This is a genomic window from Diaphorobacter sp. (genome assembly GCF_050251835.1).
Lineage (GTDB): Bacteria > Pseudomonadota > Gammaproteobacteria > Burkholderiales > Burkholderiaceae_C > JBFXIE01.
Map to the genome: position 1 here is coordinate 49359 of NZ_JBFWLZ010000008.1, position 26379 is coordinate 75737.

The 26379-nt window shown below is 67.4% G+C and carries 27 protein-coding genes; 20 read left to right on the plus strand and 7 right to left on the minus strand.

Going from position 1 to position 26379, the window contains the following annotated elements; translation table 11 throughout:
* Positions 1-2: 2 nt before the first annotated feature.
* From AB7E35_RS04785 to AB7E35_RS04795, 3 genes are all read left to right on the plus strand, one after another.
* On the plus strand, positions 3-821 hold the full coding sequence (locus AB7E35_RS04785; protein WP_428162553.1) for a YoaK family protein: 819 nt from the start codon (positions 3-5) through the stop codon (positions 819-821).
* A gap of 27 nt (positions 822-848) precedes the next feature.
* Positions 849-2093, plus strand: a complete 1245-nt coding sequence (glcF, locus tag AB7E35_RS04790) for a glycolate oxidase subunit GlcF (RefSeq protein WP_428162554.1) — start codon at positions 849-851, stop codon at positions 2091-2093.
* 82 nt (positions 2094-2175) lie between these two features.
* Positions 2176-3138: a ProQ/FINO family protein gene (locus AB7E35_RS04795; protein WP_428167169.1), complete on the plus strand. Its 963-nt coding sequence runs from the start codon at positions 2176-2178 to the stop codon at positions 3136-3138.
* A gap of 97 nt (positions 3139-3235) precedes the next feature.
* On the opposite strand, the gene lplT is transcribed toward AB7E35_RS04795, so the two are convergent.
* Positions 3236-4513: a lysophospholipid transporter LplT gene (gene lplT / locus AB7E35_RS04800; protein WP_428162556.1), complete on the minus strand. Its 1278-nt coding sequence runs from the start codon at positions 4511-4513 to the stop codon at positions 3236-3238.
* A 143-nt stretch (positions 4514-4656) separates the two neighbouring features.
* Between lplT and alr the strand changes: the two genes are divergently transcribed.
* The 9 genes from alr (at position 4657) to AB7E35_RS04845 (ending at position 13533) form a co-directional block, all read left to right on the plus strand.
* Positions 4657-5754, plus strand: a complete 1098-nt coding sequence (gene alr / locus AB7E35_RS04805) for an alanine racemase (RefSeq protein WP_428162590.1) — start codon at positions 4657-4659, stop codon at positions 5752-5754.
* Positions 5755-5830: 76 nt separating this feature from the next.
* Positions 5831-7216 carry a DNA repair protein RadA gene (radA, locus tag AB7E35_RS04810; protein ID WP_428167170.1) on the plus strand — a complete coding sequence of 462 codons (1386 nt, stop codon included), beginning with the start codon at positions 5831-5833 and terminating at the stop codon, positions 7214-7216.
* A 73-nt stretch (positions 7217-7289) separates the two neighbouring features.
* A complete protein-coding gene (locus AB7E35_RS04815) occupies positions 7290-7730 on the plus strand; it encodes a glycerate kinase (protein WP_428162558.1) in 441 nt (146 codons plus the stop codon).
* A 51-nt stretch (positions 7731-7781) separates the two neighbouring features.
* On the plus strand, positions 7782-8720 hold the full coding sequence (locus tag AB7E35_RS04820) for a branched-chain amino acid transaminase (protein WP_428162559.1): 939 nt from the start codon (positions 7782-7784) through the stop codon (positions 8718-8720).
* Positions 8721-8725: 5 nt separating this feature from the next.
* Positions 8726-8932: a zinc-finger domain-containing protein gene (locus AB7E35_RS04825; protein ID WP_428162560.1), complete on the plus strand. Its 207-nt coding sequence runs from the start codon at positions 8726-8728 to the stop codon at positions 8930-8932.
* A gap of 289 nt (positions 8933-9221) precedes the next feature.
* Positions 9222-10331, plus strand: a complete 1110-nt coding sequence (locus tag AB7E35_RS04830) for an O-antigen ligase family protein (RefSeq protein ID WP_428162591.1) — start codon at positions 9222-9224, stop codon at positions 10329-10331.
* A gap of 30 nt (positions 10332-10361) precedes the next feature.
* Positions 10362-11507: a glycosyltransferase gene (locus tag AB7E35_RS04835; protein WP_428162561.1), complete on the plus strand. Its 1146-nt coding sequence runs from the start codon at positions 10362-10364 to the stop codon at positions 11505-11507.
* Positions 11504-12550 (plus strand): glycosyltransferase family 2 protein, encoded by a 1047-nt coding sequence (locus AB7E35_RS04840; protein ID WP_428162562.1) that lies wholly within the window; start codon positions 11504-11506, stop codon positions 12548-12550. The genes AB7E35_RS04835 and AB7E35_RS04840 overlap by 4 nt, the downstream gene beginning before the upstream one ends.
* Positions 12547-13533, plus strand: coding sequence for a glycosyltransferase family 32 protein (locus tag AB7E35_RS04845; RefSeq protein ID WP_428162563.1), 987 nt, complete (start codon positions 12547-12549; stop codon positions 13531-13533). Before AB7E35_RS04840 ends, AB7E35_RS04845 begins: the two co-directional genes overlap by 4 nt.
* Positions 13534-13589: 56 nt before the next feature.
* Here the strand turns inward: AB7E35_RS04845 and AB7E35_RS04850 are convergent, their stop codons facing one another.
* Both AB7E35_RS04850 and AB7E35_RS04855 read right to left on the minus strand, forming a co-directional pair.
* Positions 13590-14654, minus strand: a complete 1065-nt coding sequence (locus tag AB7E35_RS04850; RefSeq protein WP_428162564.1) for an NAD(P)H-dependent flavin oxidoreductase — start codon at positions 14652-14654, stop codon at positions 13590-13592.
* A gap of 4 nt (positions 14655-14658) precedes the next feature.
* Positions 14659-15561, minus strand: coding sequence for a LysR family transcriptional regulator (locus tag AB7E35_RS04855; RefSeq protein ID WP_428167171.1), 903 nt, complete (start codon positions 15559-15561; stop codon positions 14659-14661).
* 79 nt (positions 15562-15640) lie between these two features.
* Between AB7E35_RS04855 and AB7E35_RS04860 the strand changes: the two genes are divergently transcribed.
* The gene (locus AB7E35_RS04860; protein ID WP_428162566.1) at positions 15641-16915 is read left to right on the plus strand and encodes a YbfB/YjiJ family MFS transporter; all 1275 of its coding nucleotides are present in this window, start codon (positions 15641-15643) and stop codon (positions 16913-16915) included.
* Positions 16916-16953: 38 nt separating this feature from the next.
* On the opposite strand, the gene AB7E35_RS04865 is transcribed toward AB7E35_RS04860, so the two are convergent.
* Positions 16954-18177, minus strand: a complete 1224-nt coding sequence (locus AB7E35_RS04865; protein WP_428162567.1) for a HAMP domain-containing sensor histidine kinase — start codon at positions 18175-18177, stop codon at positions 16954-16956.
* Positions 18178-18357: 180 nt separating this feature from the next.
* A complete protein-coding gene (locus AB7E35_RS04870; protein WP_428162568.1) occupies positions 18358-19074 on the minus strand; it encodes a response regulator in 717 nt (238 codons plus the stop codon).
* A gap of 199 nt (positions 19075-19273) precedes the next feature.
* On the opposite strand from AB7E35_RS04870, the gene AB7E35_RS04875 reads away from it, so the two are divergent.
* The 6 genes from AB7E35_RS04875 to AB7E35_RS04900 are packed head-to-tail and all read left to right on the plus strand — an operon-like array spanning position 19274 to position 23103.
* The gene (locus AB7E35_RS04875) at positions 19274-19915 is read left to right on the plus strand and encodes an N-6 DNA methylase (RefSeq protein ID WP_011803664.1); all 642 of its coding nucleotides are present in this window, start codon (positions 19274-19276) and stop codon (positions 19913-19915) included.
* Positions 19912-20778, plus strand: coding sequence for a DNA damage-inducible protein D (gene dinD, locus AB7E35_RS04880; RefSeq protein WP_428162569.1), 867 nt, complete (start codon positions 19912-19914; stop codon positions 20776-20778). Before AB7E35_RS04875 ends, dinD begins: the two co-directional genes overlap by 4 nt.
* Positions 20779-20836: 58 nt before the next feature.
* Complete coding sequence (locus tag AB7E35_RS04885) at positions 20837-21430, plus strand: Eco57I restriction-modification methylase domain-containing protein (protein ID WP_428167172.1); 594 nt, start codon at positions 20837-20839, stop codon at positions 21428-21430.
* Positions 21427-22263: an Eco57I restriction-modification methylase domain-containing protein gene (locus tag AB7E35_RS04890; protein ID WP_428162571.1), complete on the plus strand. Its 837-nt coding sequence runs from the start codon at positions 21427-21429 to the stop codon at positions 22261-22263. Before AB7E35_RS04885 ends, AB7E35_RS04890 begins: the two co-directional genes overlap by 4 nt.
* Before the next feature lie 14 nt (positions 22264-22277).
* Positions 22278-22667, plus strand: a complete 390-nt coding sequence (locus AB7E35_RS04895) for a hypothetical protein (protein WP_428162572.1) — start codon at positions 22278-22280, stop codon at positions 22665-22667.
* The gene (locus AB7E35_RS04900; protein ID WP_428162573.1) at positions 22567-23103 is read left to right on the plus strand and encodes a hypothetical protein; all 537 of its coding nucleotides are present in this window, start codon (positions 22567-22569) and stop codon (positions 23101-23103) included. Before AB7E35_RS04895 ends, AB7E35_RS04900 begins: the two co-directional genes overlap by 101 nt.
* Before the next feature lie 37 nt (positions 23104-23140).
* Here the strand turns inward: AB7E35_RS04900 and AB7E35_RS04905 are convergent, their stop codons facing one another.
* On the minus strand, positions 23141-24502 hold the full coding sequence (locus tag AB7E35_RS04905) for an AmpG family muropeptide MFS transporter (protein WP_428162574.1): 1362 nt from the start codon (positions 24500-24502) through the stop codon (positions 23141-23143).
* A gap of 118 nt (positions 24503-24620) precedes the next feature.
* On the opposite strand from AB7E35_RS04905, the gene AB7E35_RS04910 reads away from it, so the two are divergent.
* Positions 24621-25535, plus strand: a complete 915-nt coding sequence (locus AB7E35_RS04910; protein WP_428162575.1) for a M48 family metallopeptidase — start codon at positions 24621-24623, stop codon at positions 25533-25535.
* Positions 25536-25571: 36 nt separating this feature from the next.
* Here AB7E35_RS04910 and AB7E35_RS04915 read toward each other — a convergent pair whose 3' ends face one another.
* The gene (locus tag AB7E35_RS04915; protein WP_428162576.1) at positions 25572-26360 is read right to left on the minus strand and encodes a GntR family transcriptional regulator; all 789 of its coding nucleotides are present in this window, start codon (positions 26358-26360) and stop codon (positions 25572-25574) included.
* Between the last annotated feature and the right edge of the window lie 19 nt (positions 26361-26379).

Genomic DNA, 26379 nt, shown 5'->3' on the forward strand with positions numbered 1-26379 from the left:
CCATGCGATTGCTGCGCCACATGACCGGGCGGCACCGCACCCGGGCCACCAACCGCGTGCTGGGCCTGCTGCTGGCCTTCAATGCCGGGGCGGTCAACGCCGGGGGCTTTCTGGTGGTGCACATGTACACATCGCACATGACGGGCTTTCTGTCGCTGGTGGCCGACAACCTGGTGCTGGGCAACACCACGCTGGTGCTCAGTGCCATTGGCACGCTGTGGGCCTTCATGTCGGGCGCGGGCACCACGGCCATCCTGGTCAACTGGGCGCGCCACCAGCGTCTGCGCAGCGGCTATGCGCTGCCGCTCTTGCTGGAGGCGGCGCTGATGCTGCTGTTCGGGTTGATGGGCGCCATCACGCTCACCTGGCGCACGCCGTTCTCGGTGCCGCTCACGGTGCTGCTGCTGGCCTACATCATGGGACTGCAAAACGCGCTGGTCACCAAGATGTCGTCGGCGCAGATCCGCACCACGCACATGACGGGCATCGTCACCGACCTGGGCATCGAGCTGGGCAAGGCCCTGTACTGGAACCGCAGCGGCACGCCGCCCGAAGCCCAGGTGCACGCCAACAAGACGCGCCTGCGCATGTTTGCCAGCCTGCTGGGCATGTTCACCGTGGGCGGCGTGGTGGGCGCGGCGGGCTTCAAGCATGTGGGCTTCATCTGGGTGGTGCCGCTGGCAGCCATCTTGCTGGCCTTGTCGCTGCCGCCGCTGGTGGCCGACTTTGACCGCCTGGCGCAGCTGTGGCGCACGCGTGGCTGGCGCCGCGCGGGCCAAGCGCCTGGCGACGATGCTGCCGCGCGCCCCGACGGCAGGTAACTGCAACACCACCATCCCAGGCACACCATGCAGACCCGGCTCGCACCCCAATACCAGGGCACGCCCCAAGGCCAGGAGGCCGACGCCATCCTGCGCCAATGCGTGCACTGCGGCTTTTGCACCGCCACCTGCCCCACCTACCAGCTGCTGGGCGACGAGCTGGACGGCCCGCGCGGGCGCATCTACCTCATCAAGCAGGTGCTGGAGGGCGCCGCGCCCACGCGCAAGACCCAGCTGCATCTGGACCGCTGCCTGACCTGCCGCAACTGCGAGAGCACCTGCCCCAGCGGCGTGCAGTACGGCCATCTGCTGGACATCGGCCGGCGCATCGTTGATGAAAAAGTGCGGCGCCCCCTGGGCGAGCGCGCCGTGCGCTGGGCGCTCAAGGAGGGGCTGCCATCGCCGCTGTTCGGCCCTGCCATGCGGCTGGGCCAGGCGGTGCGCGGGTTGCTGCCGCAGCCGCTGCGCGCCAGGGTGCCGCCGCGCCAGGGCGCGGGCAGCTGGCCCACGCGGGTGCACTCGCGCAAGGTGCTGCTGCTGCAGGGCTGCGTGCAGCCCGCGATGGCGCCGCGCATCAACAGCGCTACCGCGCGCGTGCTGGATGCCGCCGGCATTCAGACCGTGGTGGCGCCTGCTGCCGGCTGCTGCGGCGCCATCAGGTTCCACCTGAACGACCAGCGCGGCGGCCTGGCCCAGATGCGCGCCAACATCGACGCCTGGTGGCCCTGGCTGGAGAGCGGCGGGGTGGAGGCCATCGTCATGAACGCCTCGGGCTGCGGCGTCACCGTCAAGGAATACGGCCACCTGCTGAAGGGCGACGCGCAGTATGCAGGCAAGGCTGCGCGCATCAGCAGCCTGGCGCGCGACCTGTCCGAGCTGCTGCCCGATCTGGTGGAGCGCCTGCGCGGGCGCGTCAATCCACCCGCCGCGCCACTGGCCTACCACCCGCCCTGCACCCTGCAGCACGGCCAGAAGCTGCGCGGCGGCGTGGAGCAGCACCTGGCGGCGCTGGGCTTCACGCTGCGCGTGGCGCGCACCGAGTCGCACCTGTGCTGCGGCGCGGCCGGGGCCTATTCGGTGCTGCACCCGCACATTGCGTACCCGCTGCGCGAGCGCAAGCTGGGCGCGCTGGCCGACGCCTTTGCCGACCAGCCGCCCGCGGCCATTGTGTCGGCCAACATGGGCTGTATCACCCACCTGCAAAGCGGCACGGCCATTCCCGTCAGGCACTGGGTGCAGATGCTTGACGAGGCACTGCTGCCCGCCGCCTGAAGGCGGCCCGCGCCGCAAGGCTGGCATGATGCCGGGTTTTCTGATCGCCGCGCCGGACGGAGTTTCCGCGCCAATTTTTGCCATGAACGACACCGTGAACGCACCACAACCGCCCGGCGCAGACGCCGCGCAGCCCGCAGCCGCCCACACCCCTGCCGTGCCAGGCGGGTCGGCATCGGCATCGGCAGGCGTGCAGCAAGAGGCGCAAGAGGCGCAAGAGATTGCGCAGGCCGGCGCGCAAGACGTGGCGCACGATGCAGCCCACGAAGCGGCCCACGAAGCGGCCCAGGACGGCGGCGCCCAGACCGGGCCGCGCAAGGCCCGCCGCTTCGGGGCGCGGCGCGAGCCGCTGGCGCAGGCAGGCGCTGCTGAACCCGCTGCCGCAGAACCTGCCGCCGCCGGCAAGCCCCAGCCGCGCCGCACCCACCCGCTGCTGGAGCAGCTGGCCGGCTGGTACCCGCACCTGTTCGGCGCGCAGTTCCTGCCGCTCAAGCGCGGCATCTTCCAGGATCTGCTGGCCGCGCATGGCGAGGCTATCGACAAGGATGCGCTCAAGCTTGCCCTGCACATCCATACCCGCTCCACGCGCTACCTGAATGCCGTCGCCCAGGGCCTGCAACGCCACGACCTGCAGGGCCAGCCCGTCGAGGCCATGGCGCCCGAGCATGTGCACCACGCGCTGCTGGAAGTGTTTCGCCGCCGCAAGCCGCGCGATGGTGAAGACCTGACCGACAAGCTGCGTCGGCGCATCGCCCAGGCATTCGAGGCCAGCGGCCTCACGCGCGAGGCCTATGACGCCCTGGTGCGCGGGCGCGACGAAAAGGCCAACGCGCTGCTGGACGAAGCCTTTGCCCAGGTGGCCGAGCAAGACGCCAAGGCCGAGGCCCTGCTGCGCGCCTTCGAGGCCAGCGGCGCCGCGCCCGAGCAGTTTGCCGACATGTACGGCATGGACCGCCGCGTGGTCGCGCAGTCCCTGGCACGGGCGCGCCGGCTGCGTGCGCCCGCCGCTGACGGTGCATCCACCGAGGGCACGGGCGAAGCCTGATCCGTCGTGGCCCTCGCCGGGGTTTGTGGGTCAAAACTGCCTGCAGCCCAGGTAAATCAAGCGCTGGCAGCTATCAAAATTGATGAGCCTGCGCCGCTCAGTGGTGATCGCGCCGCGCGATCGTCAGCAGGTGCTCCACCTCGTCCGCCTGGTGGCGCAGGTTGTGGGCGTGCCAGCGCTGGATGACCCACATCACACCGGCCACCAGCAGGCCAAAGGCGGTGATTGCGCCAAAGGCCGACAGCCCCAGCTTGGTGGACAGGCTGTAGAACGCGCCCATGCCCAAAATGGCGGCCTGCTCGTTGAAGTTTTGCACGGCAATCGAGCGGCCCGCGCCCATCAGGTTGTGGCCGCGGTGCTGCAGCAGCGCGTTCATGGGCACCACCAGAAAGCCGCCCAGCCCGCCCAGAACGATCAAAAAAGGAATGGCCAGCCAGATGTTGCCGATGAAGTTCATGGCAATCACCAGCAGCCCCATGGCGATGCCCAGCGGAATCACCCGCGTGGCCATGTCCAGGCGCATGTGCATCGATGCCAGCACCGCGCCCGCCGCCGTGCCGATGGCCACCACGCCCACCAGGGCCGACGCCTGCGTGGTGCTGTAGCCCAGCGCCGCCGCGGCCCAGGCCAGCACGATGTAGCGCAGGTTGCCCGACACGCCCCAGAACAGCGTGGTGGTGGACAGTGAAATCTGCCCCAGCTTGTCGCGCCACAGCCGCCCGTTGCAGCTCCAGAAGTCGGGCAGCAGCGCCAGCGGGTTGGGCGGCATGGGGCGCATCTCCACGCCGGTGTGCGGGATGCGCAGGTTGAACCAGGCCGCCAGCAGGTACACCGGCACCAGCGCCAGGATGGCCGCCTCGGCCGCCAGGCTGATGCCCAGATCGACGCCCGGCATGTCCAGCGCCAGCAGGTGGCTGGAGATGTGCGGCGCGACCAGCTGGCCACCCACCAGCACGCCCAGGATGATGGAGGCGATGGTCAGACCCTCGATCCAGCCGTTGGCCTTGACCAGCTGCGACGCCGGCAGCAGTTCGGTCAGGATGCCGTACTTGGCGGGGGAATAGGCGGCGGCGCCCAGCCCCACCACGGCGTAGGCCAGCAGCGGGTGGTGGCCAAACAGCATCATCAGGCAGCCCACCACCTTGATGGCGTTGCTGAGCAGCATCACCCGGCCCTTGGGCATGGAGTCGGCGAATGCGCCCACCCAGGGCGCCAGCACCACGTAGAACAGCGCAAACATGGGCACCAGCGCGGCGCGCTGCCACTCGGGCGCCCCGCTGGTGCGCAGCAACTCCACGGCAGTCACGAACAAGGCGTTGTCGGCCAGCGAGCTGAAAAACTGCGCCGACATGATGGTGTAGAAACCGCGCTTCATCGGAGGGCTGGTGGCTCCATCAGCGGTGCTGATGGACTGTGAAACTTTGAAACACTCCTGGGAGCGACGGGCGGTTATATCACGCACCCCCGCCGGGCCGGTGCCAGAATGCCCCCCTGTGCCGTTCCGTGAAAACCCTGCCGATGCCGCGCCCGATCCTTGCCACCATCCACCCCGCCGCCGTGCGCGACAACCTGGAGCGCACGCGCCGCGCGGCGCCGGATGCGCGGTTGTGGGCCGTGGTCAAGGCCGACGCGTACGGCCACGGCATCGCGCGTGTTTTTGACGGCCTGCGCGCCGCCGATGGCTTTGCCCTGCTGGACCTGGCCGAGGCGCAGCAGCTGCGCGCCCTGGGCTGGCGCGGCCCCATCTTGCTGCTGGAGGGCGTGTTCGAGCCGCGCGACCTGGAGCTGTGCTCGCGCCTGGGCCTGTGGCACGCGGTGCATTGCGACGCGCAGATCGACTGGCTCAGCCGCCACAAGACCCAGGTGCCGCACCGCGTTTTCTTGAAGATGAACTCGGGCATGAACCGCCTGGGCTTCCCGCCAGGGCGCTACCGCAGCGCCTGGGCGCGGCTGAACGCGCTGCCGCAGGTTGATGAAATTTCTTTCATGACGCATTTTTCCGATGCAGACGGCCCGCGCGGCATTGCCCACCAGGTGCAGGCCTTTCATGCCGCCACTCAGGACCTGCCGGGCGAGCGCTGCATTGCCAACAGCGCCGCCATCCTGCGCCACGGCGCCGAGGCGCCGGTGCGGCTGGACTGGGTGCGCGCCGGCATCATGCTGTACGGCAGCGCGCCCGACCACCCCGAGCGCAGCGCCGCCGACTGGGGGCTGCAGCCGGCCATGACGCTGGCCTCGCGCATCATCGGCACGCAGCAGCTGCAGGTGGGCGACACCGTGGGCTATGGCTCGCGCTTCACGGCGGACGGGCCCCTCACCATCGGCGTGGTGGCCTGCGGCTATGCCGACGGCTATCCGCGCCATGCAGACACCGGCACGCCCGTGCTGGTGGACGGAGTGCGCACGCGCACCATCGGCCGCGTCAGCATGGACATGATTGCGGTGGACCTCACGCCCGTGCCCGGCGCCGGCCTGGGCACCGAGGTCACGCTGTGGGGCCGCGCCAGCAACGGCGCCGTGCTGCCCATCGACGAGGTGGCGCATGCCGCAGGCACCGTGGGCTACGAACTGATGTGCGCCCTGGCCCCGCGCGTGTCCGTGGTGGTGCAGGACTGATGCGCCGCATGGCGCCGCCGCACAGCCGCCCGTGCGCATCGTGGCGGCGCGTGCAGCGCCGCAGTTAGCATCCCTCATGGCCAAAGACAAGACCTTCTACTCCTGCACCGAATGCGGCGGCACCAGCCCGCGCTGGCTGGGCAAGTGCCCGTCCTGCGGCGCCTGGAACACGCTCATCGAATCCGTGCCCGACGCCGCCCCCGGCAAAAACCGCCTGAGCGCAGCCGCGGGCCAGTACGCTGGACTGGCCCAGGCGCAGGCGGTGATGCCGTTGTCGGCGATCGAGGCCACCGAGGTGGCGCGCACGCCCAGCGGCATCGATGAGCTGGACCGCGTGCTGGGCGGCGGTGTGGTCGAGGGCGGCGTGGTGCTGATCGGCGGCGACCCGGGCATCGGCAAGTCCACCCTGCTGCTGCAGGCGCTGGATGCACTGCAGCGCGCCGGCCTGCCCACGCTGTACGTGACGGGCGAGGAAAGCGGCGCGCAGGTGGCGCTGCGCTCGCGCCGCCTGGGGTTGGATCACAGCCAGGTAAGTGTGCTGGCCGAGATTCAGCTGGAGAAAATCCTGGCCACCGTCGAGTCCACGCAGCCCGCCGTGGCGGTGATCGACTCGATCCAGACGGTGTATTCAGACCAGCTCACCAGCGCGCCGGGCAGCGTGGCGCAGGTGCGCGAATGCGCGGCCCACCTCACGCGCATGGCCAAGGCCACGGGCATTGCCGTGGTGCTGGTGGGTCATGTGACCAAAGAAGGCGCGCTGGCCGGCCCGCGCGTGCTGGAGCACATGGTCGATACGGTGCTGTACTTTGAGGGCGACACGCACAGCAGCTTCCGGCTGGTGCGCGCCATCAAGAACCGCTTTGGCGCCGTCAACGAGATCGGCGTGTTTGCCATGACCGAAAAGGGCCTCAAGGGCGTGGCCAACCCCAGCGCCATTTTTCTGAGCCAGCACAGCGAGCCCGTGCCCGGCAGCTGCGTGCTGGTCACGCTGGAGGGCACGCGCCCGCTGCTGGTCGAAGTCCAGGCGCTGGTCGATGGCGGCGGCCCCAGCCCGCGGCGCCTGTCGGTGGGCCTGGAGCGCGACCGCCTGGCCATGCTGCTGGCCGTGCTGCACCGCCACGCGGGCGTGGCCTGCGCCGATCAGGACGTGTTTGTCAACGCCGTGGGCGGCGTGCGCATCAGCGAGCCCGCGGCCGACCTGGCCGTGATGCTGGCCATCACCAGCAGCCTGCGCGGGCGGGCGCTGCCCAAGGGCTTCATTGCCTTTGGCGAGGTGGGCCTGGCAGGCGAGGTGCGCCCCGCGCCGCGCGGACAAGAGCGCCTGAAAGAGGCCGCCAAACTGGGCTTCACCGTGGCCGTGGTGCCCAAGGCCAATGCGCCCAAAAAGCCCATCGCCGGGCTGCAGATACATGCCGTGGAGCGGGTGGACGAGGCCATGTCCGCCGTGCGCGAGCTGGGCTGATAAACAGGGTGATGGATCACAGCTACGCAGCTTCCACAGCGGCGCCGCGCGCGCTGCATAGGACAATGCGCCCATGAATTTGCGCAAGATATTGATACCCGCGGGCATCGCGGCACTGTTTATTGCAGCCTACCAATCCTGGGGAGTGCAGGGCATCGTGACGGTGAGCGGCGGCGTGGTCATGTGGGGGCTGCTGCACTACACGCGCCTGATGAACGTGATGCAAAAGGCCCGGCACCGCCCCATTGGCTACGTGGGCAGCGCCGTCATGCTCAACGCCAAGCTCAAAGCCGGCGTCAATCTGATGCATGTGGTGGCCATGACGCGCGCGCTGGGTCAGCAGCTGTCGGCCGACGGCGAGGAGCCCGAGCGCTACCGCTGGACCGACGGCACGCAGTCGCATGTGACCTGCGAGTTTGAAGGCGGCCGGCTGGCACGCTGGGAGCTGGTGCGCCCCGCACCGCAAGACGGCGACGCGCCTGCGCAAGCTTCCAACTCGGCTGGCGAATCGTAGAATCGCCAGCTTTGCGAGCTTTCGCAGTTCTCTCCTCTCTAAAGGATCCCCATGAGCCCTGTTATTCCCTCCATGGCCGACCGTGACGGCAAAATCTGGATGGATGGCCAGTTGGTGGACTGGCGCGATGCCAAGATCCATGTGCTGACCCACTCGCTGCACTACGGCTGCGGCGCTTTTGAAGGCGTGCGCGCCTACAAGACGGAGCAGGGCACGGCCATCTTCCGCCTGCACGATCACACGGACCGCCTGTTCAACAGCGCCAAGATCCTGCGCATGCAGATTCCGTTCACCAAGGACGAAGTGAATGAGGCACAACGCGCCGTGATCCGTGCCAATAACCTCGAGTCGGGCTATCTGCGCCCGCTGACCTGGATTGGCTCGGAAAAGCTGGGCGTTAGCCCCAAGGGCAACAAGATCCACCTGATCGTCGCCGCCTGGGCCTGGGGCGCCTACCTGGGCGAGGAAGGCATGACGCGCGGCATTCGCGTCAAGACCAGCAGCTTCACGCGCCACCACGTCAACATCACGATGACGCAGGCCAAGGCGTCGAGCAACTACACCAACTCCATCCTGGCCAACACCGAAGCCACCGATGACGGCTACGACGAGGCGCTGCTGCTGGACAACGCCGGCTTCGTGTCGGAAGGCTCGGGCGAGAACGTGTTCATCATCAAGGATGGCGTGGTCTATACGCCCGACCTGTCGGCCGGCGCGCTCAACGGCATCACGCGCAACACGGTGTTCCACATCTGCAAGGACCTGGGCGTGGAAGTGGTGCAAAAGCGCATCACCCGCGACGAGGTGTACATCGCCGACGAGGCTTTCTTCACAGGCACGGCCGCAGAAGTCACGCCAATCCGCGAACTGGACCGCGTCAGCATCGGCGCCGGCAGCCGCGGCCCGCTGACCGAGAAGATCCAAAGCGCGTTCTTCGACATCGTCAACGGCCGCAACCCCAAGTACGCCCACTGGCTCACCAAGGTCTGAACCCCATGTCCCAAGCTACCGTCGAACTGCTGGCCAAAGATCTCAACGCCCAGGGCGGGGTCTATTGCCCCAGCCCCAAGGCCGACATGAAGCTGTGGAACAGCCACCCCAAGGTCTATCTGGACGTGGCGCGTACCGGCGAGGCCAAGTGCCCTTACTGCGGCACCGTCTATCGCCTGAAGGCGGGTGAGGCCGTTCGCGCGGGGCATTGATACGGCCTGGCAGAAGCATGGCGTGCACCGCTGCGGGCGGTCGCGCCTGAAAGAGCAATCGGCCCCGGGTCGACGTACTGTGCACATGACCCTTGACTCCCTTCTGGGCCCGGCGCCCTGGCCCCGCCGGGTTGCCACTGCGGCGCTGTTTCTGGTGCCTGCGCTGGCGCTGACGGTGCAGTCCGGCTATTCGTACGGTGCGGTGCTGCTGCTGCTGGGCGCGCTGTGCTCCCTGCACCGCTGGCCGCGCACCGCGCAGCACCCTTGGACCTGGGCCCTGGCGGTTGCCATGGTGGGCATGGGTGTGCTCTGGTTTGTTTTGGCCAACCCGATGGATGGGTTAGGTGGCTGGGATCGGCCTTCAAAATACTTTTTTGGCCTTGTCTGTCTGCTGTTTGTGAGCCTTGCAGCGCCCAAACCGCGTGCGCAGTACTGGGGGCTGCTGCTTGGCTGCCTGGGTGCCGGCGCCGTGGCGCTGTGGCAGGTGCGTGTGGCGGGGGTGCCGCGTGCGACGGGATTCCCCTCATCGCACACCAGTAGCGCCATACAGTGGGGCAATCTTGCTTTGCTGATGGGCACCATGTTGGCCGCGCAGACCATCGCGCTGCGCGAGCACATCACGCGCGCAACATTGGTACTGGCCTGCTTTGGAGTGCTGTTGGCGTTCAATGCTTCGGTGTTGTCTCAGTCGCGAGGCGGCTGGCTGGCGATCGGGTTGGCTAGTCCTGTGGGCCTGTACCTGCTGTGGCGTTTTTATCGGCCTGAGCTGTGGCGTATGTTGGGCAGTGTTGCTGCCATCCTGGTCTTGTTGGGCGCCGCCAACCATCAGGTACTGGTGGAGCGTTGGCGCATCATGGAAAAAGAGCTGCAGGTCTATGGAGCTCAACGCGAGGCCGACAACTCTGTGGGGCAGCGCCTGGAGCATTGGCGCTTTGCCTGGGAAGTGGGGCAAGAAAAGCCCCTACTCGGCTGGGGAACGCAGGGCTATCTGGCGGAAAAGGAAAAGCGTGTGGCGGCTGGTGAGTATGCGTCTTCCATCCTGGAATACAACGCTCACAACGAGGTGCTGGACATGTTCGTCAAGGCAGGCATTGTTGGTGTGGCCTGGCTGTTACTGTTTTACGCTGTGCCGCTGTGCATGTTCTGGCCAACGCGTGCTCGTCTGGCTGCCTACGCGGATTGCAGGGCCGACGTGCGCGCTCAGATGTTGGCGCTGCGGTTGGGTGGTGTGTGCATTCCACTGCTCTATGCCGGTTTTGGCATCACCGTGGTTTTTCTCGGCCCCAACAGCGGCATCATGTTCTACCTGTTCATGACCATGCTCACCTGGGCGGCCGTGCATGGCATGGACGCGCAATATGCGGGCGACGTGCGTGCGCCGTCTTCTGCGGCGACCTGACCCGTGCCCTTGCCAGCCCGCACCACCGCCGTGTCTGACAATCCCGCAGCCGCGACCGGCTCTGCCCCTGCCACACGCCGGCCCCGCGTGCTGCACTTCGTGACCGGCGGTTTTTCCGGCGCCACGCAAGTAGCTGTTGACTTGGTGCGGGCCCACGCGGCCTCTGGCCGTTGCGATGCTCTGCTGGTGCTGCGCCGTAAACGCCACACGCGTAACGAGCGCGTGCAGGCGCTGCGGGACCAGGGACTGGCCGTGGAAACCGTGGCTGGCTGGGCGCATGTGGCCACCATCTGGCAACTGGTTGCCATCTGCCGACGTTTCAAGCCGGACGTGCTGGTGGCCCACGGCTTCAGCGAGCACCTGTGGGGCCGCTACGCGGGGCTGCTGGCCGGCGTGCCGCGCCTGGTGCATGTGGAACACAACTCCCGCGAGCGCTACACCGCCTGGAGACTGCGCCAGGCCCTGTGGCTGGCGCAGCGCACTGACCTCATCGTGGGTGTTTCCGAGGGCGTGCGCCAGAGCCTGCTGGCGCGTGGCTTTCCTGCGGCCAAGACCGTGGTCATCCCCAACGGTATCGACCTTGCGCCGTACGACCCGGCGCGCCATCCCGCCTGGACCGACCGTGCGCCAGGCATCGTCATGGCCGCCCGCTTTGCGCGCCAGAAAGACCACGCCACGCTGCTGCGCGCCGTAGCGCTGCTGCGCCAGCGCGGCCTCGCCCCACCCGTCAAGCTGGCGGGCGGCGGCAAGGCCAGCGCGCAGCGCGCCGCCCGCCAGCTGTGCACGGCGCTGGGGCTGGATGGACAGGTAGAGTTTTTGGGCCATTGCGGCGATGTGTCGGGGCTGCTGATGCGCCACCGCATCTGCGTGCTGGCCACGCACTTTGAGGGCATGCCGCTGTCGCTCATCGAGGGCATGGCCGCGGGCTGCGCCGTGGTGGGCAGCCGCGTGGTGGGCGTGCAGGAGATCATCGACGACGGCCGCAACGGCCTGCTGGCCGCGCATGCTGATCCTCAGTCGCTGGCTAACGCCCTGGCGCGGCTGTTGACGAATGATGACGAGGCCCAGCGCATGGCCCGGATCGCGCGGGACGATGCTGCACGCCTGTATAGCCTGCAAACCATGACGACGCGGTACGAAGACCTGCTGCTGCAGGGGCTGGAGGCAGCGCGGTGAGTGATGCCTTGCGTGCACCGGCCACGCCTTGGCTCAGCATCCTGGTGCCGGTGTACAACGTGCAGGACTACCTGGAGGAATGTCTTGCCTCCGTGGTGGAGCAACTGCAGCAACTACCGGATGGCGGTGCAGGCGTAGAGGTGCTGGTGCTCGACGACTGCTCCACCGACGGCTCGCGCGCGCTCATGGATCGGTTGGCCCAGCGCTGGCCCGGCCGTCTGACCCTGATGCACCACGCGGTCAACCAGGGTCAAAGTGCCGCGCGTAACACGATGATCGACGCGGCCCGCGGCGAATACCTTTGGTTCCTTGACTCGGACGACAAGCTGTTGCCCGGTGCACTCGCTCAGTTGTTTGCCATCGTCCAGCAGCATGTGCCGGACGTTGTACTTTGCGATTTTCGGGTCTTGCGCAACAACAGCTCTTTCAAGCACAGGTTGCGCGGCGAAATGCACCAGCGAACCTTTGATGGCCCGGCCGGGGTTTTGCTGCATGACTGCTGCGCGTTGCTGCAAGGTTTGCTGGTCGTGGGCCGCCTGCACCCCTGGTCCAAGATTTCCCGAAGTGCGTTGTGGGGAGATGACCTGCGTTTTCCAGTAGGACGCTGTTTTGAGGACATGGCCGCCGTGCCGCTAATGGCGTTGCGAGCCAGGAGTTTTTTCTACCAAGCGCAGCCTTGGGTGGCCTACCGCCAGCATGCAGGCAGCGTGCTGGCGACGATGAACTTGATCAAAGTACAAGACCAGGTAGCGGCCCTGCGACCGCTGCGTGAGGCACTGCGCGGTACGCCTTGCGAAAGTTCGGCGAGCCTGCGCCTGGAGATGACGCACCAGTGCGCGCGCAGCTTGGTTGGTGCTGTGCGCTTTTTGCAAAGCGTTGGGCTACCCGCAGCGCAGTGCCGTGTGTTGGTGCAGCGGATGTGCGCCGATTTTGATGCCGCCTCTCCCTTGAGTGCTCGGCAATGGGTCAGCACCTGTCTTAAGCGAGGTTGGTGGCTTCGCGCCATCAAATTCCTGCGCGCCTACCGTGCGCCATTTTTATGAGCAGTGCTTCATCCCACCACACCTGCAAGGGCCGGGGCGAGCTCTGGCTCGCCCGCTGGCTGCTGCAGTGGTTTCGCCTGCGCCCGCGCGATCTGGAGGCGCCCCCCGCGCCCGTGTTTACGCTGTACCCAACAGGAGCAGCCAGTGGTGCACCCGCTACGGCCAGGGCCATCCCCCGCATCCTCTGGAGCTACTGGCAAGGCGACGCACCGCCGCTGCTGGTGCAGCGCTGTCTGGACAACTGGCGGCGCCTGCATCCGCACTTCGACGTCCGCATCCTGGACGAGCGCAGCGTGCTGCAGTACCTGCCGGCCATCCCCGCGGCGCTCGACGGCGCATCGGCTGCCAAGCGCGCCGACTGGATCCGGCTGGAGCTGCTGCGCCGCCACGGCGGCATCTGGCTGGACGCGAGCACCATCCTCACCCAGCCGTTGGACTGGGTGCTGGAGGAGCAGGCACGCACGGGCGCCGACTTCGTGGGCTACTACCTGCAGCAGTACACCAGTGACCCCCAGCGTCCGGTGGTCGAGAATTGGTTCATGGCAGCGCCGCCCGGCAGCCCCTTCATTGAAGACCTGCAGCGCGAATTTACCGACGAGGTCATCGCCCGCACCGGCGAGCAGTACATCGCCCACCTGCAGGCCCAGGGCCTGTACGCGCAGGCGCTGCAGCGCATTGACATGCCCGCCTACCTGAGCATGCACCTGGCACTACAGGTGATTTTGCTGCGCGGGGGACGCTACCGCCTGAGTCTGTCCCCGGCGGAGTCAGGGCCATTCTTTTTGCATGTGCAGGGCCGCTGGCGCCGCGCGGCGCTCAAGCTGCGGCTGCTGTTCATGCGTGTGCGCGGGCCGCTGCCGCCGCTGATCAAACTGCGCGCGCCCGACCGTCGCCGGCTGGACGACTACCTGGCGCGTGGCCTGTACCTGCCAGACAGTGTTGCGGGGCGGTGGCTGGATGCGGACCGCGTTAATGCTCGGTAGCTATACTTTTGATAGCTGCCAGCGCTTGTTGCATAAGCGCCAGAGGCCAAAATGGCTTAAACCTTCAGGCGCTGCAGCGCGGCACGCCATTCCTGTGCCAGCAGCACCACCAGCTGCCGCGCCGGCATTGCGCGCGCGGCGGCCACGCCCTGGCCTGCCCATAGTGACAGGTAGTCCGCCCGCCCTTGGGCTGCAGCGGCTTTGCGCAGGGCGCCGGTCAGCGCGTTTTGCACCGGGTAGGCGGGCACGGCGGCCTCGTGCGGTGTCAGCCGCTGCATCAGTGTGTTGACGATGCCGCGCGCGGGTCGGCCCGAGTAGATGCGCGTGACGCGCGTGTCCGTGGCCTGCGCGCGGGCCATGGCGGCGCGCTGCGCGGGCACGATGGCCGACTCGGGGCAGGCCAGGAAGGCCGTGCCCAGCTGCACCGCTTGCGCCCCCAGCGCCTGGGCAGCCGCAATGCCGCGCCCGTCCATGATGCCGCCGGCGGCGATCACCGGGATGGAGAGCGCATCCACGCACTGCGGCACCAGCGCCAGGGTGCCGACCATGCTGGCCTCGAAGTCGCCCAGGAAGGTGCCGCGGTGGCCCCCGGCCTCCATGCCGCTGGCGACCACGGCGTCCGCGCCCACTGCGGCCCAGGCCTGCGCCTCGGCCAGCGTGGTGGCGGTGCCGATCACGCAGCAGCCCGCTTCGTCCTGTAGGCGCCGCACCTGCGCGCGGCTCAGGATGCCGAAGGTGAAGCTGGCCACCGCGGGGCGGGCCTGCAGCAGCGCCTCGAACTGGGCGTCAAAGTCTTCGCACCAACGCGCTGGCGCTTCGGGCGGGGGCAGGCCCAGGTCGGCGTACAGCGGCGTCAGGCGGGCTATGGCCGCCTGCACTGTGGCCGCATCGGGCGTGGGCTGCTCCAGCACGAATAGGTTCATGCCGAAGGGCTTGGCGGTGGCGGCGCGCACGGCCGCCGCGGCCTCGCGCATGGCCTGGGGCGAACGCATGCCGCAGCCCAGAAAGCCCAGCCCCCCGGCCTGGGATACGGCGGCGGCCAGCTGGGGCGTGTCCGAGCCCGTCATGGGCCCCTGGAAGAGGGGCAGGTCGATCTGCAGGCGTTGCAGCAAAGCATTCATGGGGTCAGCTCCGGGACAAAGAATCGGGGGCGCGCACTGCGCCGGTGTCGCCCAGGCCGTGCAGCGCCTCTTGCAGCGCGGCCAGTGCCGGCGTGGCATAGCCCGTGCGGTGCGCCAGCACCGTGTCGCACGGGCCCAGCGGCACCCAGCGCAGTGCGGGCGGCGTGTGCAGCAGGTCCACCACTGCCTGCGGCACCACGCCCGCGCAGCGGCCCGCGGCCACGCAGGCCAGGATGGCGGGGTAGGACGCAAGCTCCAGCACCTGCGGCGCCTGGCCGGTGGCCTGGCGCATCCAGTCCTCGCCGATGCGGCGGTAGGTGCAGCCGTGCGCAAACGCGGCCAGGGTGTGCACGCGCAGGTCGGCGGGCGTGTTCACCGGCGGGTGGCTGGCGGGCAAGGCCAGCAGCAACGACTCTGTCCAGACGGGGGTGCGCTGCACCGGGGCCTCATCGTCCAGGCCCGGCGGCGGCCAGGCCACCAGGGCGCAGTCGAGTTCGTGCGCCAGCACCTGATCGACCAGCTGGCGCGATGGTGCGGTGCGCAGCTCCAGCACCAGCGCGGGCCAGCGCGCATGCAGTTGCGCCAGCGGCGCGGGCAGGCGCGCGGCGGCCGTGCTCTCCATGGCGCCAATGCGCAGATGGCCGGCGGGCGTGCCGGGGTGCAGGGCCTGGCGGGCTTCCTCGGCCAGCGCCAGCAGGCGCTCGGCATACCCTTGCAGCGTGGCACCCGCGGGCGTGAGCACCATGCGCCGCCCTTCGCGCAGGAACAGGGCGGCGCCCAGTTGCTCCTCCAGCTGCTGCACGCGCGTGGTCACGTTGGACTGGGCGCGGCCCAGCCGCTCGGCCGCCCGCGTCACGCTGCCCTCGCGGGCCACGGCGCGAAAAATCTCCAGTGCCACCAGGTCCATAAATATGTTTATGAGATGATTTGCAAAAAATAAATCTTCAAAAAAGATTGAAAGCGATCATACCGCTGGAGACTGCGCCATGGAACCCCACGCCACCCCGTCGATCGATGCGCCTGCGCCGCGCACGCCCACCCGCCGCTGGGGCGACCGCCCCCATGCCGTGGCCCTGGCCGGCATGCTGGCGCTGGCGGTGGCCATGGGCGTGGGGCGGTTTGCCTTCACCCCGCTGCTGCCCATGATGCTGCACGACGGCGTGCTGACCCTCACCGAGGGCAGCTGGCTGGCCACGGCCAATTACGTGGGCTACCTGCTGGGCGCGCTGGTCTGCATGGCGCTGCCCTGGGTGGCGCCGGGCTTTTATGCGCGCTGGCACCCGGCGCGGTTGGCGCGCGCCGGGCTGGTGGCCACGGTGCTGCTTACGTTGGCGATGGCGCTGCCCCTGGCCGCCGCGTGGCCGGCGCTGCGCTTTGCGGCCGGCGCCGCCAGCGCCTTCGTGCTGCTCAACGTGGCGGCCTGGTGCATGGTGCGACTGGCGGTGCTGGGCCGCCCGGCCATGGGCGGGCTGATCTTCTGCGGCCCCGGCGTCGGCATCGTGCTGACGGGGCTGGCCGCCAGCGCAATGGTCGCGGCGCAGTGGCGTGCGGCCTCGGGCTGGGTGGTGTTCGGCGTGCTGTCGGTGCTGCTGTGCGCGGGCGTGTGGCCCGTGGTGCGCGGCCGTGCGGACAAGGGTGATGCCAGCGCCCAGCCCCGGGCAGCCGGGCATGCGGGCAGTGCGGAAAGTGCCGGCACGGTGGCGGCGCGCGGTGTGCATGCATTGGCGTATGGCCTGTCGGGGCTGGGCTACATCGTCACCGCCACTTTTTTGCCGGTGATTGCGCGCGCTGCGCTGCCGCCTGGCTCGCCTTGGCCGGACTTGTTCTGGCCCATGTTCGGCGCGGGCGTGGCTGTGGGCGCGGCGCTCAGCACGCGCGCGCCCGCTGCCTGGGACCGGCGCTGGCTGCTGCTGGCGGCCTACGCAGTGCAGGCGCTGGGCATTGTGCTGGGGCTGGTCTGGCCCACGCCAGCGGGCTTTGCGCTCAGCAGCGTGCTGGTGGGCCTGCCGTTCACGGCCATCACCTTCTACGGGCTGCAGGAGGCGCGCCGCCTGTGGCCGCAGTCCGCCGACAGCTTTGCCAGCCTGGTCACGGCGGTCTATGGACTGGGCCAGATCGCGGGGCCGCCGCTGGTGGCGTGGCTGCTGGCGCATGCCGATGCGGGCCAGGGCTTTGCGCGCGGGCTGGCGCTGGCGGCGGCGGCGCTGGCGGTGGGGGCGGTGATGTACGGCGCTTCGGCCTGGCGCTGGCCGCGCGGGTGATGGCAGGGTGGGGGATGGCAGGGTGGGGAGGCGGCGCGTCAGCCGGCCGGCACGCGCAGCACAAAGCAGGCGCCTGCCGCGCCATCTGGCCGGTCTTCGCAGTGCACGCTGCCGCCGTGGCGCGTCGCGATGGAGCGCACCAGCGCCAGCCCCAGGCCCACGCCGCCCGAGCGCTCGCTGGCGCCGGGCAGGCGGTAAAACGGCTCGAAGATGCGCTCGCGCTGGTCGGGCGGCACGCCGGGGCCGTGGTCGCACACACGCACAACGGCGTCGCAGCCTTCGCGGGCGATGGTGAGCGTGATGCCGCCCTGGCTGTAGCGGCGGGCGTTTTCCAGCAGGTTGCGCACGGCGCGGCGCAGCAGTTTGGACACGGCGGGCACCTCGATGGGCGCGGCGGCGTCATCACCGCCCACCAGCAGCTCGGCATCGACGCGCGCGCATTCCTCGGCCGCCAGGCCCATCAGGTCCACGGGCTCGATGGTGCCCATGTCGGGCGCGCCGGCGTCCAGGCGGCTGGCCAGCAAAATCTCGTCCACCAGCTGGTCCAGCTCGGCGATGTTGCGCTGGATCTCGGCGCCAAATGTGGGCAGGAGTGCGGCCGAGGGCGCGCCGCCCTGCATCAGCTCCAGCCCCATGCGGATGCGCGTGAGCGGCGAGCGCAGCTCGTGCGACGCATTGGCCAGCAGAGATTTGTGCGACTGCACCAGCGCCTCGATGCGCGCGGCCGCGGCGTTGAACTGGCGCGCCAGCGCGGCCACCTCGTCGTGGCCATGCTCAGGCACGCGCACCGACAGGTCGCCCTCGCCAAAGCGCTGCACGCTGCGCTGCAGCAGCTCCAGGCGCTGCAGCAGCCGGCGAATGATGGGAAACACCCCCACGGTGACGGCCATGCCCACCAGCGCCAGCATCCACAAAAAACCAAACGGCGGGCGCAGCCAGGCGGCCGGGCCGCGATCTTCGGGGCGCATGCGGGGCGTGCGTGGCGACAGCTGCATCTCAAATACCTCGCCCGTGGCGCTTTCGATGCGGTAGAGCACGCCCTCGCCAGGCTCGCGCCGCTGGCGCAGGCCCACGCCATCGACCAGCGTGCGCCCCTGCGCGTCGGTGATGCGCACCTCGCGCGAGGGCGGCTGCAACTGGCTTTGCTCGGCCGCCCAGCGCCAGGCCATGCCGATGGCGAAAGCAAACACCAGCACGCCGCCCACCACGGCCAGCCAGATGCGCAGGTACAGGCGACGGGAGAAGGGGCTGATCAGGGACATATCCATCAGCCTTTCACTGCATGTTGCGCGGCACGCGACGTATGAAACTGGCGCGACCCAGGCCAGGGCAGCCGAGCAAGGGCCGCCCCGCAGCGAGGGCTGCGTCCCCCTGCCCGCAGCGCGCAGCGGTGCGAGAGCGGGGGGAAGACGCGAAGCGTCTCAGGGGGGTGTCGCTTCATCTCAGTCTTGCTGTTTGGCAAACACATAGCCCACACCGCGCACCGTAAGGATGCGCCGCGGGTTCTTGGCGTCAGCCTCGATGGCGGCGCGAATGCGGCCCATATGCACGTCGATGCTGCGGTCAAACGCCTCCAGCTCGCGCCCGCGCACGGCCTCCATGATCTGGTCGCGCGTCAGCACGCGGCCCGCGCGCTCGGCCATGGTGACCAGCAGGTCAAATTGGTAAGAAGTCAGGTCGCAGGGCTGACCGGCCACGGTGACGGTGCGCGCATCGCGGTCGATCTCCAGCGAGCCAAAGCGCAGCAGATGGGTGGCCGGCCGCGCGCCAGCCTCGCGCCGGCGCAAGAGTGCGCGTATGCGCGCCAGCAGCTCGCGCGGCTCGAAGGGCTTGGGCAGGTAGTCGTCGGCGCCAATCTCCAGGCCGATCACGCGATCCATGGGGTCGCCCTTGGCGGTCAGCATCAGCACCGGCACCTGCGCCGCGGCGCCCGGCAGCGCGCGGATGCGCCGGCACACCTCCAGGCCGTCGATGTCGGGCAGCATCAGGTCCAGGATCACCAGGTCGGGCAGGGCGCCGCCCTCGGGCGACTGCAGCCGCGCCAGGCCGCTGGTGCCGTCGGCCATGTGCGTGACCTGCAGCCCCGACTGGCCGAGGTACTCGCCCACCATCTGCGCCAGGCGGTGGTCGTCTTCGATCATCAGCAGTTGCGAGCTCATGCGGTGCCTTTCAGTGCTGCCATGTTCACCGCGCGCCATCTACGGCGGTTGAAGCACGGGTAAAGTTGGGTAAACCGGTTTTGATATTGTTTTGATAGCGTCCAGCGCTTATATATCAAGCGCTGGAGGCTTTCTGGCTCTGCTTGCCAGTGCTGTCAGCAGCAGGGGTGGCCGCATATTCTGCGATAACCTTGGCGCCATGAGCCTCGTCAAATCCAAACAACGCGTCGCCGACCACGGCGAAGTCTTCACCCCGCCGTGGATGGTCGAGGCCATGCTCGATCTGGTGAAGGATGAGGCCGAGCGCATCGACGCGCGCTTTCTGGAACCCGCCTGCGGCAGCGGCAACTTCATCGTGCAAATCCTGCGGCGCAAGCTCGCTGCGGTGGAGCGCAAATACGGCAAATCTGACTTCGAGCGGCGGCATTACGCCCTGCTGGGGCTGATGTGCATCTACGGCATCGAGTTGCTGGCCGACAACATCGCCGAGTGCCGCGCCAACGTGCTGGAGGTCTTTGCCGACTACCTCCAGCTGGACGAGGCTGATGACCTGTACCGGGCGGCCTTGTATGTACTGTTACAAAACCTGGTGCATGGCGACGCGCTGACCATGCGCGACCACCACGGCCAGGCCATCACCTTTGCCGAATGGGGCTACCTGGGCAAAGGCAAGTACCAGCGGCGCGACTTTAGGTTTGACGCACTCACCGGCGCGTCAAAGTTCAGTGAAGAGGGCTCGCTCTTTGCCGACCTGGGCAAGCACGAAATCTTTACCCCGGTCACCATCCACCCGCCCATGACCGTGGGCGAACTGGCAGCCCTGCCAAAAGACAGCATATGACTGACACCATCGTTCCCCAGCTCACCGCACGCTTTGACGAACTCAGCCAGCGCCTGCCCGATGACGGCATCGAGTTCTGGTTTGCCCGCGACCTGATGGAGCCCCTGGGCTACGCCCGCTGGGAGAACTTCACCACGGCCATCCATCGGGCCATAGAGTCTTGCAAATCAACGGGTTACAAAGAATCTGACCATTTTCGTGGCGTCACGAAAATGGTCACCCTGGGCAGTGGCGCCCAGCGCCCTGTGGAAGACTTCATGCTCACCCGCTATGCCTGCTACCTGATCGCCCAAAACGGCGACCCGCGCAAGCAGGCGATTGCCTTTGCCCAAAGTTACTTTGCGGTGCAAACACGCAAGCAAGAGCTGATTGAAGACCGCATGCGCCTGCAAGCCCGGCTGGAGGCGCGCGACCGCCTGCGCGAATCGGAAAAAGCGCTGTCGCAAAACATCTACGAACGCGGCGTGGACGATGCCGGTTTTGGCCGTATCCGTGCCCAGGGGGATGCGGCGCTGTTTGGCGGCCACACCACGCAGATGATGAAAGAGAAATACGGCATCGTGCAGACGCGCCCGCTGGCTGACTTTTTGCCCACGCTGACCATTGCAGCCAAGAATCTGGCCACCGAAATGACCAACCACAACGTGCAGCAAGCCAACTTGCTGGGCGAGCGCTCCATCACCCGGGAGCATGTGCAGAACAACCACAGCGTGCGCGCCATGCTGGGTCAGCGTGGGATTGCGCCCGAGCAGTTGCCGGCAGAAGAAGACATCAAGAAGTTGGAACGCCGGGTGAAAGCCGAGGACAAGAAAATCGAAAAGCAATCGGGCAAGCTGCCAGGGCCTGAGGGCCAGAACGTATGAGCACCGCATGAGCATCACCCTGCAAGCCCCCTTCGCCCTGCATGGCCGCAACCCCGATGTGCTGACCTGCATTGCCAATCTGTCGAACGACGAGGTTTTCACACCCCCCGAACTGGCCGGTCGAATGCTGGACTTGCTGGCCAATGCCTGGGCTGCCGACCACGGTGGCGCAAGCCTATGGGCGGATAAAACCGTGCGTTTTTTGGACCCCTTCACCAAATCGGGCGTGTTTCTGCGCGAAATCACCAGCCGCCTGACCGCGGGGCTGGCGCAAGAAATCCCCGACTTGCCAACGCGCGTAAACCACATCCTGACGCAGCAGGTGTTTGGCATTGGCATTACCAAACTCACCAGCTTGCTGGCGCGGCGCAGCGTGTATTGCTCCAAATACGCCAACAGCGCGCATTCCATCGCCCATGGCTTTGCCAACAAGATGGGCAACATTTGGTTTGAGCGCACTGAACACACCTGGGTGCAGGGCAAATGCAGGTTTTGTGGCGCTAGCCAAAAAGCGTTAGACCGTGGTGAGGAAAAGGAAACGCACGCCTACGCTTTTATTCATACCGACAACATCAAAACTCGAATAGCCGAGTTATTTGGAGCAGACATGCAATTCGACGTGATCATTGTGGCAACCCGCCGTACCAGTTGAGCGATGGCGGTTATGGCTCTAGCGCCGCGCCCATTTACCAGTTGTTTGTAGAAAAGGCCTTGGAACTAGATCCGCACTACGCGGTGTTTGTGACGCCATCGCGCTGGATGGCGGGCGGCAAAGGTCTGGATGGTTTCAGGGCAAAGATGCTTTCTGATAAGCACCTGCGCAACATCGTGGACTTTCCCAAACTGTACGAAGGCTTTCCGGGCGTAAAGATTCGCGGCGGTGTTTCCTACTTCTTGTGGGATCGCCAGCACAGCGGGCCATGTTCTGTGCAGACGATGTGGGATGGTCAACCCACAGGGCCAGCGGTGGTACGCCATTTGGATGCGTATGACATCTTGGTGCGGCGCAATGAGGCGGTGCCAATCTTGGAGAAGGTGCTCACAAAAGACAAGGCAACCCTGAGCAATCGAGTTTCCAGCCAAAAGCCCTTCGGACTGCGAACCTTTTTCCATGGAAAACCCAAACCTGATGGCCTCAAAAACCCGATCAAGCTGTTCGGCTCTCAAAAGGTAACCTGGGTCGAGCGTTCAGACGTTCCAACGAACACGGCCTGGATAGACAAGTGGAAAGTTTTGATGACTCGGGTTCAGGGAACCAGTGCGGCCATCGAAACCAAATTTCTGAGCAAGCCCATCATTGCCGAGCCTGGGACGGCCTGCACGGAGAGTTACATCGTTGCCGGGCATTTCGAGTCCGAAGCCGAGGCGATCCCAGGCAGGCCGACCCCGACAGGCCGCTGGTGTATTTCGGCTCGTTTCAAGACCTGTTGGGGCGCGATGCGGCAGGCAATATCAAAGCCCGTAACGAGTGGCTGCACACGCTGAACTGGGATGTGGTGGTGTTTGACGAATATCACTTTGGCGCGTGGCGCGACACGGCCAAAGAGCTGTTCGAGGGCGAAGACGATGCCAGCGTCAAAAAAGAAAAAGAGCTGGAGGGCGTGCTGGAGCAGGTGAACGAAGAGTTGGGTATGCGCGCCACGCTGGAAACCGACTTTTTGCCCATCACCACGCGGGCCTACTTGTACCTGTCGGGCACACCGTTCAAAGCGCTGGCTACGGGCGAGTTCATTGAGGAGCAAATCTTCAACTGGACTTATACCGACGAGCAGCGTGCCAAAGCTGCATTTGCCCAAGCGCACCCTGCGCCGCATCCTGGACAACCCCGAGGCGATGGCCGCCGTGGAGCGCATCGAGGGCTGGCGCGCGCTGGGCGACAACGTCATTGAAACCATCATCAACAAGAGCGAGAAGGTCAAAGCCCTGAAGCAAAAAGCCAAGGACGAGGAGCTGTCAGCGCGGGAGAAAAAAGAGCTTTCGGCGGAAGAGAAGGAATACAGATCCAAACGCAAGCTGGTGCAGGAAAAACTGATCAAGTTTGCGACGCGCATCCCGGCGTTCATGTACCTGACGGATTTCCGTGAGAACACCTTGCAGGACGTGATCACCAAGCTGGAGCCAGAGCTGTTTTTGACGGTGACGGGCCTGACGGTGCAAGACTTTCATCTGCTGGTGCAGCTCAAGGTATTCAACACCGAGCAGATGAACGCGGCGGTGTTTGCGTTCAGGCGCTATGAAGATGCGTCACTGCGCTACACCGGCATCGCCAGCCATCCAGGGCTGACGCACATTGGGCTGTATGACACCGTGGTGGCGATGGCCTAAAGGTGATATTGTTTTGATAGCTTTCAGCGCTTGTCTATCAAGCGCTGGAAGCCTTTTTGGCCCTGTGCGCCAGCGCCACCAGCAGCAGCACCGGCAGGCCCAGCAGGGCCGTGCTGGTAAAGAACGCGCTGTAGCCATAGGCATCGACAAACTGGCCCGAGAAGCCCGCCAGCCATTTGGGGGCCAGCAGCATCATCGAGCTGAACAGCGCGTATTGCGTGGCCGAGTACTGCACGTTGGTCAGGCTGGACAGATAGGCGATGAACGCCGCCGATGCAATGCCGCCGGCCAGGTTGTCGGCGCTGACCACGGCCACCAGCGCGGTCACGTCGTGCCCATGCGTCGAAAGCCAGGCGAACAGCAGGTTGGTCAGCGCGCTGAGCACCGCCCCCAGCATCAGCACGCGCATGACGCCCAGGCGCATGGACAGCACGCCGCCCACAAAAGCGCCCGCCAGCGTCATGATGACGCCAAAGACCTTGCTCACGGCGGCCACCTCGTCCTTGGTGTAGCCCATGTCCACGTAGAACGGGTTGGCCATGATGCCCATCACCACGTCGCTGATGCGATAGACGGCGATCAGCGCCAGGATCAGCGCCGCCTGCCAGCGGTAGCGGCGGATGAAGTCGGCAAACGGCGCCACCACCGCGCCGCGCAGCCATTCGCGCAGGTTGCGTGCGGGTGCCAGCGGGCGCGCAGCATCGGATTGGGGCTCGGGCGACAGCAGTACCGTCACCACGCCCAGCAGCATGGACGCCGCCATCACCAAGTAGGCCGTGGTCCAGGCGCCGGCCTGGTAGCCCGCCAGGCCGGCCACTTCAGCGCGCGCGGCCACCCACAGCACGCCCGCGCCGGCCCAGATCATGGCCAGGCGGTAGCCCGTCTGGTAGGTGGCGGCCAGGGCGGCCTGGTGGTCGGCGTCGGCAGATTCGATGCGGAAGGCGTCCAGCGCAATGTCCTGCGTGGCAGAGCCAAAGGCCACCAGCAGCGCGCACCACACCATGGGCCCCAGCGCGTCGCGCGGGTCGGCCAGCGCCATGCCCACCAGCCCGGCCATCACCAGCGCCTGCGCCAGCAGCAGCCAGCTGCGCCGCCGGCCCAGCCAGCGTGTGAGCAATGGCAGCGGCAGGCGGTCCACCAGCGGCGACCAGACCCACTTGAACGCATAGGCCAGCCCCACCCACGACAGGTAGCCGATGGTGGTGCGGTTGATGCCCGCCTCGCGCAGCCTGAAAGACAGCGTGCCCAGCACCAGCAACAGCGGCAGCCCCGCCGCAAAGCCCAGGGCCAGCATGCGCAGGCTGGCGGGCTCCAGATAGACAAGCCAGGCCTGGCGCCAGGACCGGCGAGGGGGGGCAGCGGCAGCAGGGGGAGCGTTGGTGGCGGTTTCAGCAGGCATGGGCAAGGGCGGGGGATGGGTGCAATCGCGGGATTATCCGCACCGCAGCGCGCAGGACGCCATGACACCCGCCGGCCAGCATTGGCGGGGTGCGCCAGTCTGTCCTAGACTCGCGCGCATGACCACCCGCACTACCAACCCCTTGTCCTTGTTGTCCGCCTGGCCGGGCTGCCTGTGCTGCGTTGCGCGCGTGAATGCGCGCGGTGACGTGCGCGGTGATCAGGCCGGCGGAATCTGGCAGGCGCGCCGCGCCTTTGTGCTGGCGGCGGCAGGCGCGGCGGCGCTGCCGGCGGCGGCGCAGGTGGATGTGGGCAGCGCATCGGGCATGCGCATGCTGGTGCCCGCCGAGACGCTGGAAGAATCCGCCGTGCAGCAATATGGCCAGCTGCTGGCGCAGGCCAGGGCCAAGCGCGCGCTGGCGCCGGACAACCACCCGCAGCTGGTGGCGCTGCGCGGCATTGCCCGCCGCCTCATCCCCCACGCCGCGCAGTGGAACAGCCGCGCCGCCCAGTGGCGCTGGGAGATCAACCTGATCGCTAGCCGCCAGATCAACGCCTTTTGCATGCCGGGCGGCAAGATCGCGTTCTACACGGGCATCCTGGACCAGCTCAAGCTGACCGGCGAAGAAGCCGCCATGGTCATGGGCCACGAAATGGCCCACGCGCTGCGCGAGCACGCCCGCTCGCGCGTGGCCAAGAGCCAGGCCACCAGCATCGGCCTGTCGCTGGGCGCGCAGCTGCTGGGCCTGGGCGAGCTGGGCAACGTGGCGGCCAACCTGGGCACGCAGCTGCTCACGCTCAAGTTCAGCCGCTCCGACGAGACCGAGGCCGACCTGGTCGGCCTGGAGCTGGCCGCCCGCGCCGCCTACAACCCGCAGGCCGCCGTGAGCCTGTGGCGCAAGATGGGCGCGGCCACCGGCAATAACGGGGTCGCGTTTCTGTCCACCCACCCCTCGGGCCCGGACCGCATCCGCGAGCTGGAGGGCAACGTGCCCAAGGTGCAGGGGTTGTACCAGGCGGCGCGGGGTGGTTGATTTGCTTCTATATTGATAGCTGTTGGCGCTTTTCAGTCAGGGGCTGGTGGCTGATTTGGCTTGAAGCTGCAGCGGGGCGCAGCCCGGCAAAAAGGCGCGGCCTTCGCGCAGGGCGCGGATCAGCAGGTCGGGCGTGGCGCGGATGTGCGCCTCCAGCGCCAGCGCGGCGCGCGCGTCCTGGCCTGACATGGCCAGCTCGAAGATTTCGGTGTGCTCGGCGTGCACATCGCGTACACCGCCCGGCAGGCCCATGGCGCAGAAGCGGTAGCGCTCGCTGTGGCGCGACAGCAGGCGCAACACGCGCACGGTCCACGGTGAGGAGTGGCCCGCCAGCAGAGCCTCATGAAAGCGCACGTTCAGCAGCTCCCACTGGCGGCGGCGGTGCGGCGCGATGGGCTGTTCCTCGGCAGATATCGCCGCATAGGCCTCGGCAAGCGCCTCGCGCCACTGTGCATCACCGGCGCGAATGGACTGGCGCAGCGCGTCGGTCTCGATGTGCACGCGCAGCGTGGTGATGTCTTCCAGCTCTTGCAGCGCGATGGGCGCCACGCGAAAGCCGCGCTGCCCCTCCACGGTCACCAGCGCGTCGCTGACCAGCCGCGTGAGCGCCTCGCGCAGCGTGCCCGCGCCCACCGCGTACTGGGTGCGCAGGTGCTCGATGCGCAGCTTGCTGCCGGGCGCAAGGCGCCCCTCGACGATGTCGCTGCGCAGCGTGGCGTAGGTTTGCTCGATCAGCGTGCGCGAGGGGGCGTCGTACAGGGCTGCGTCCTCGGCGGCGTCGCCGCCGGGCAGTGCAATCAGGGGGTGAAAACTGCGTTTGGCCATGGCAATGCGGGGCTGGCGT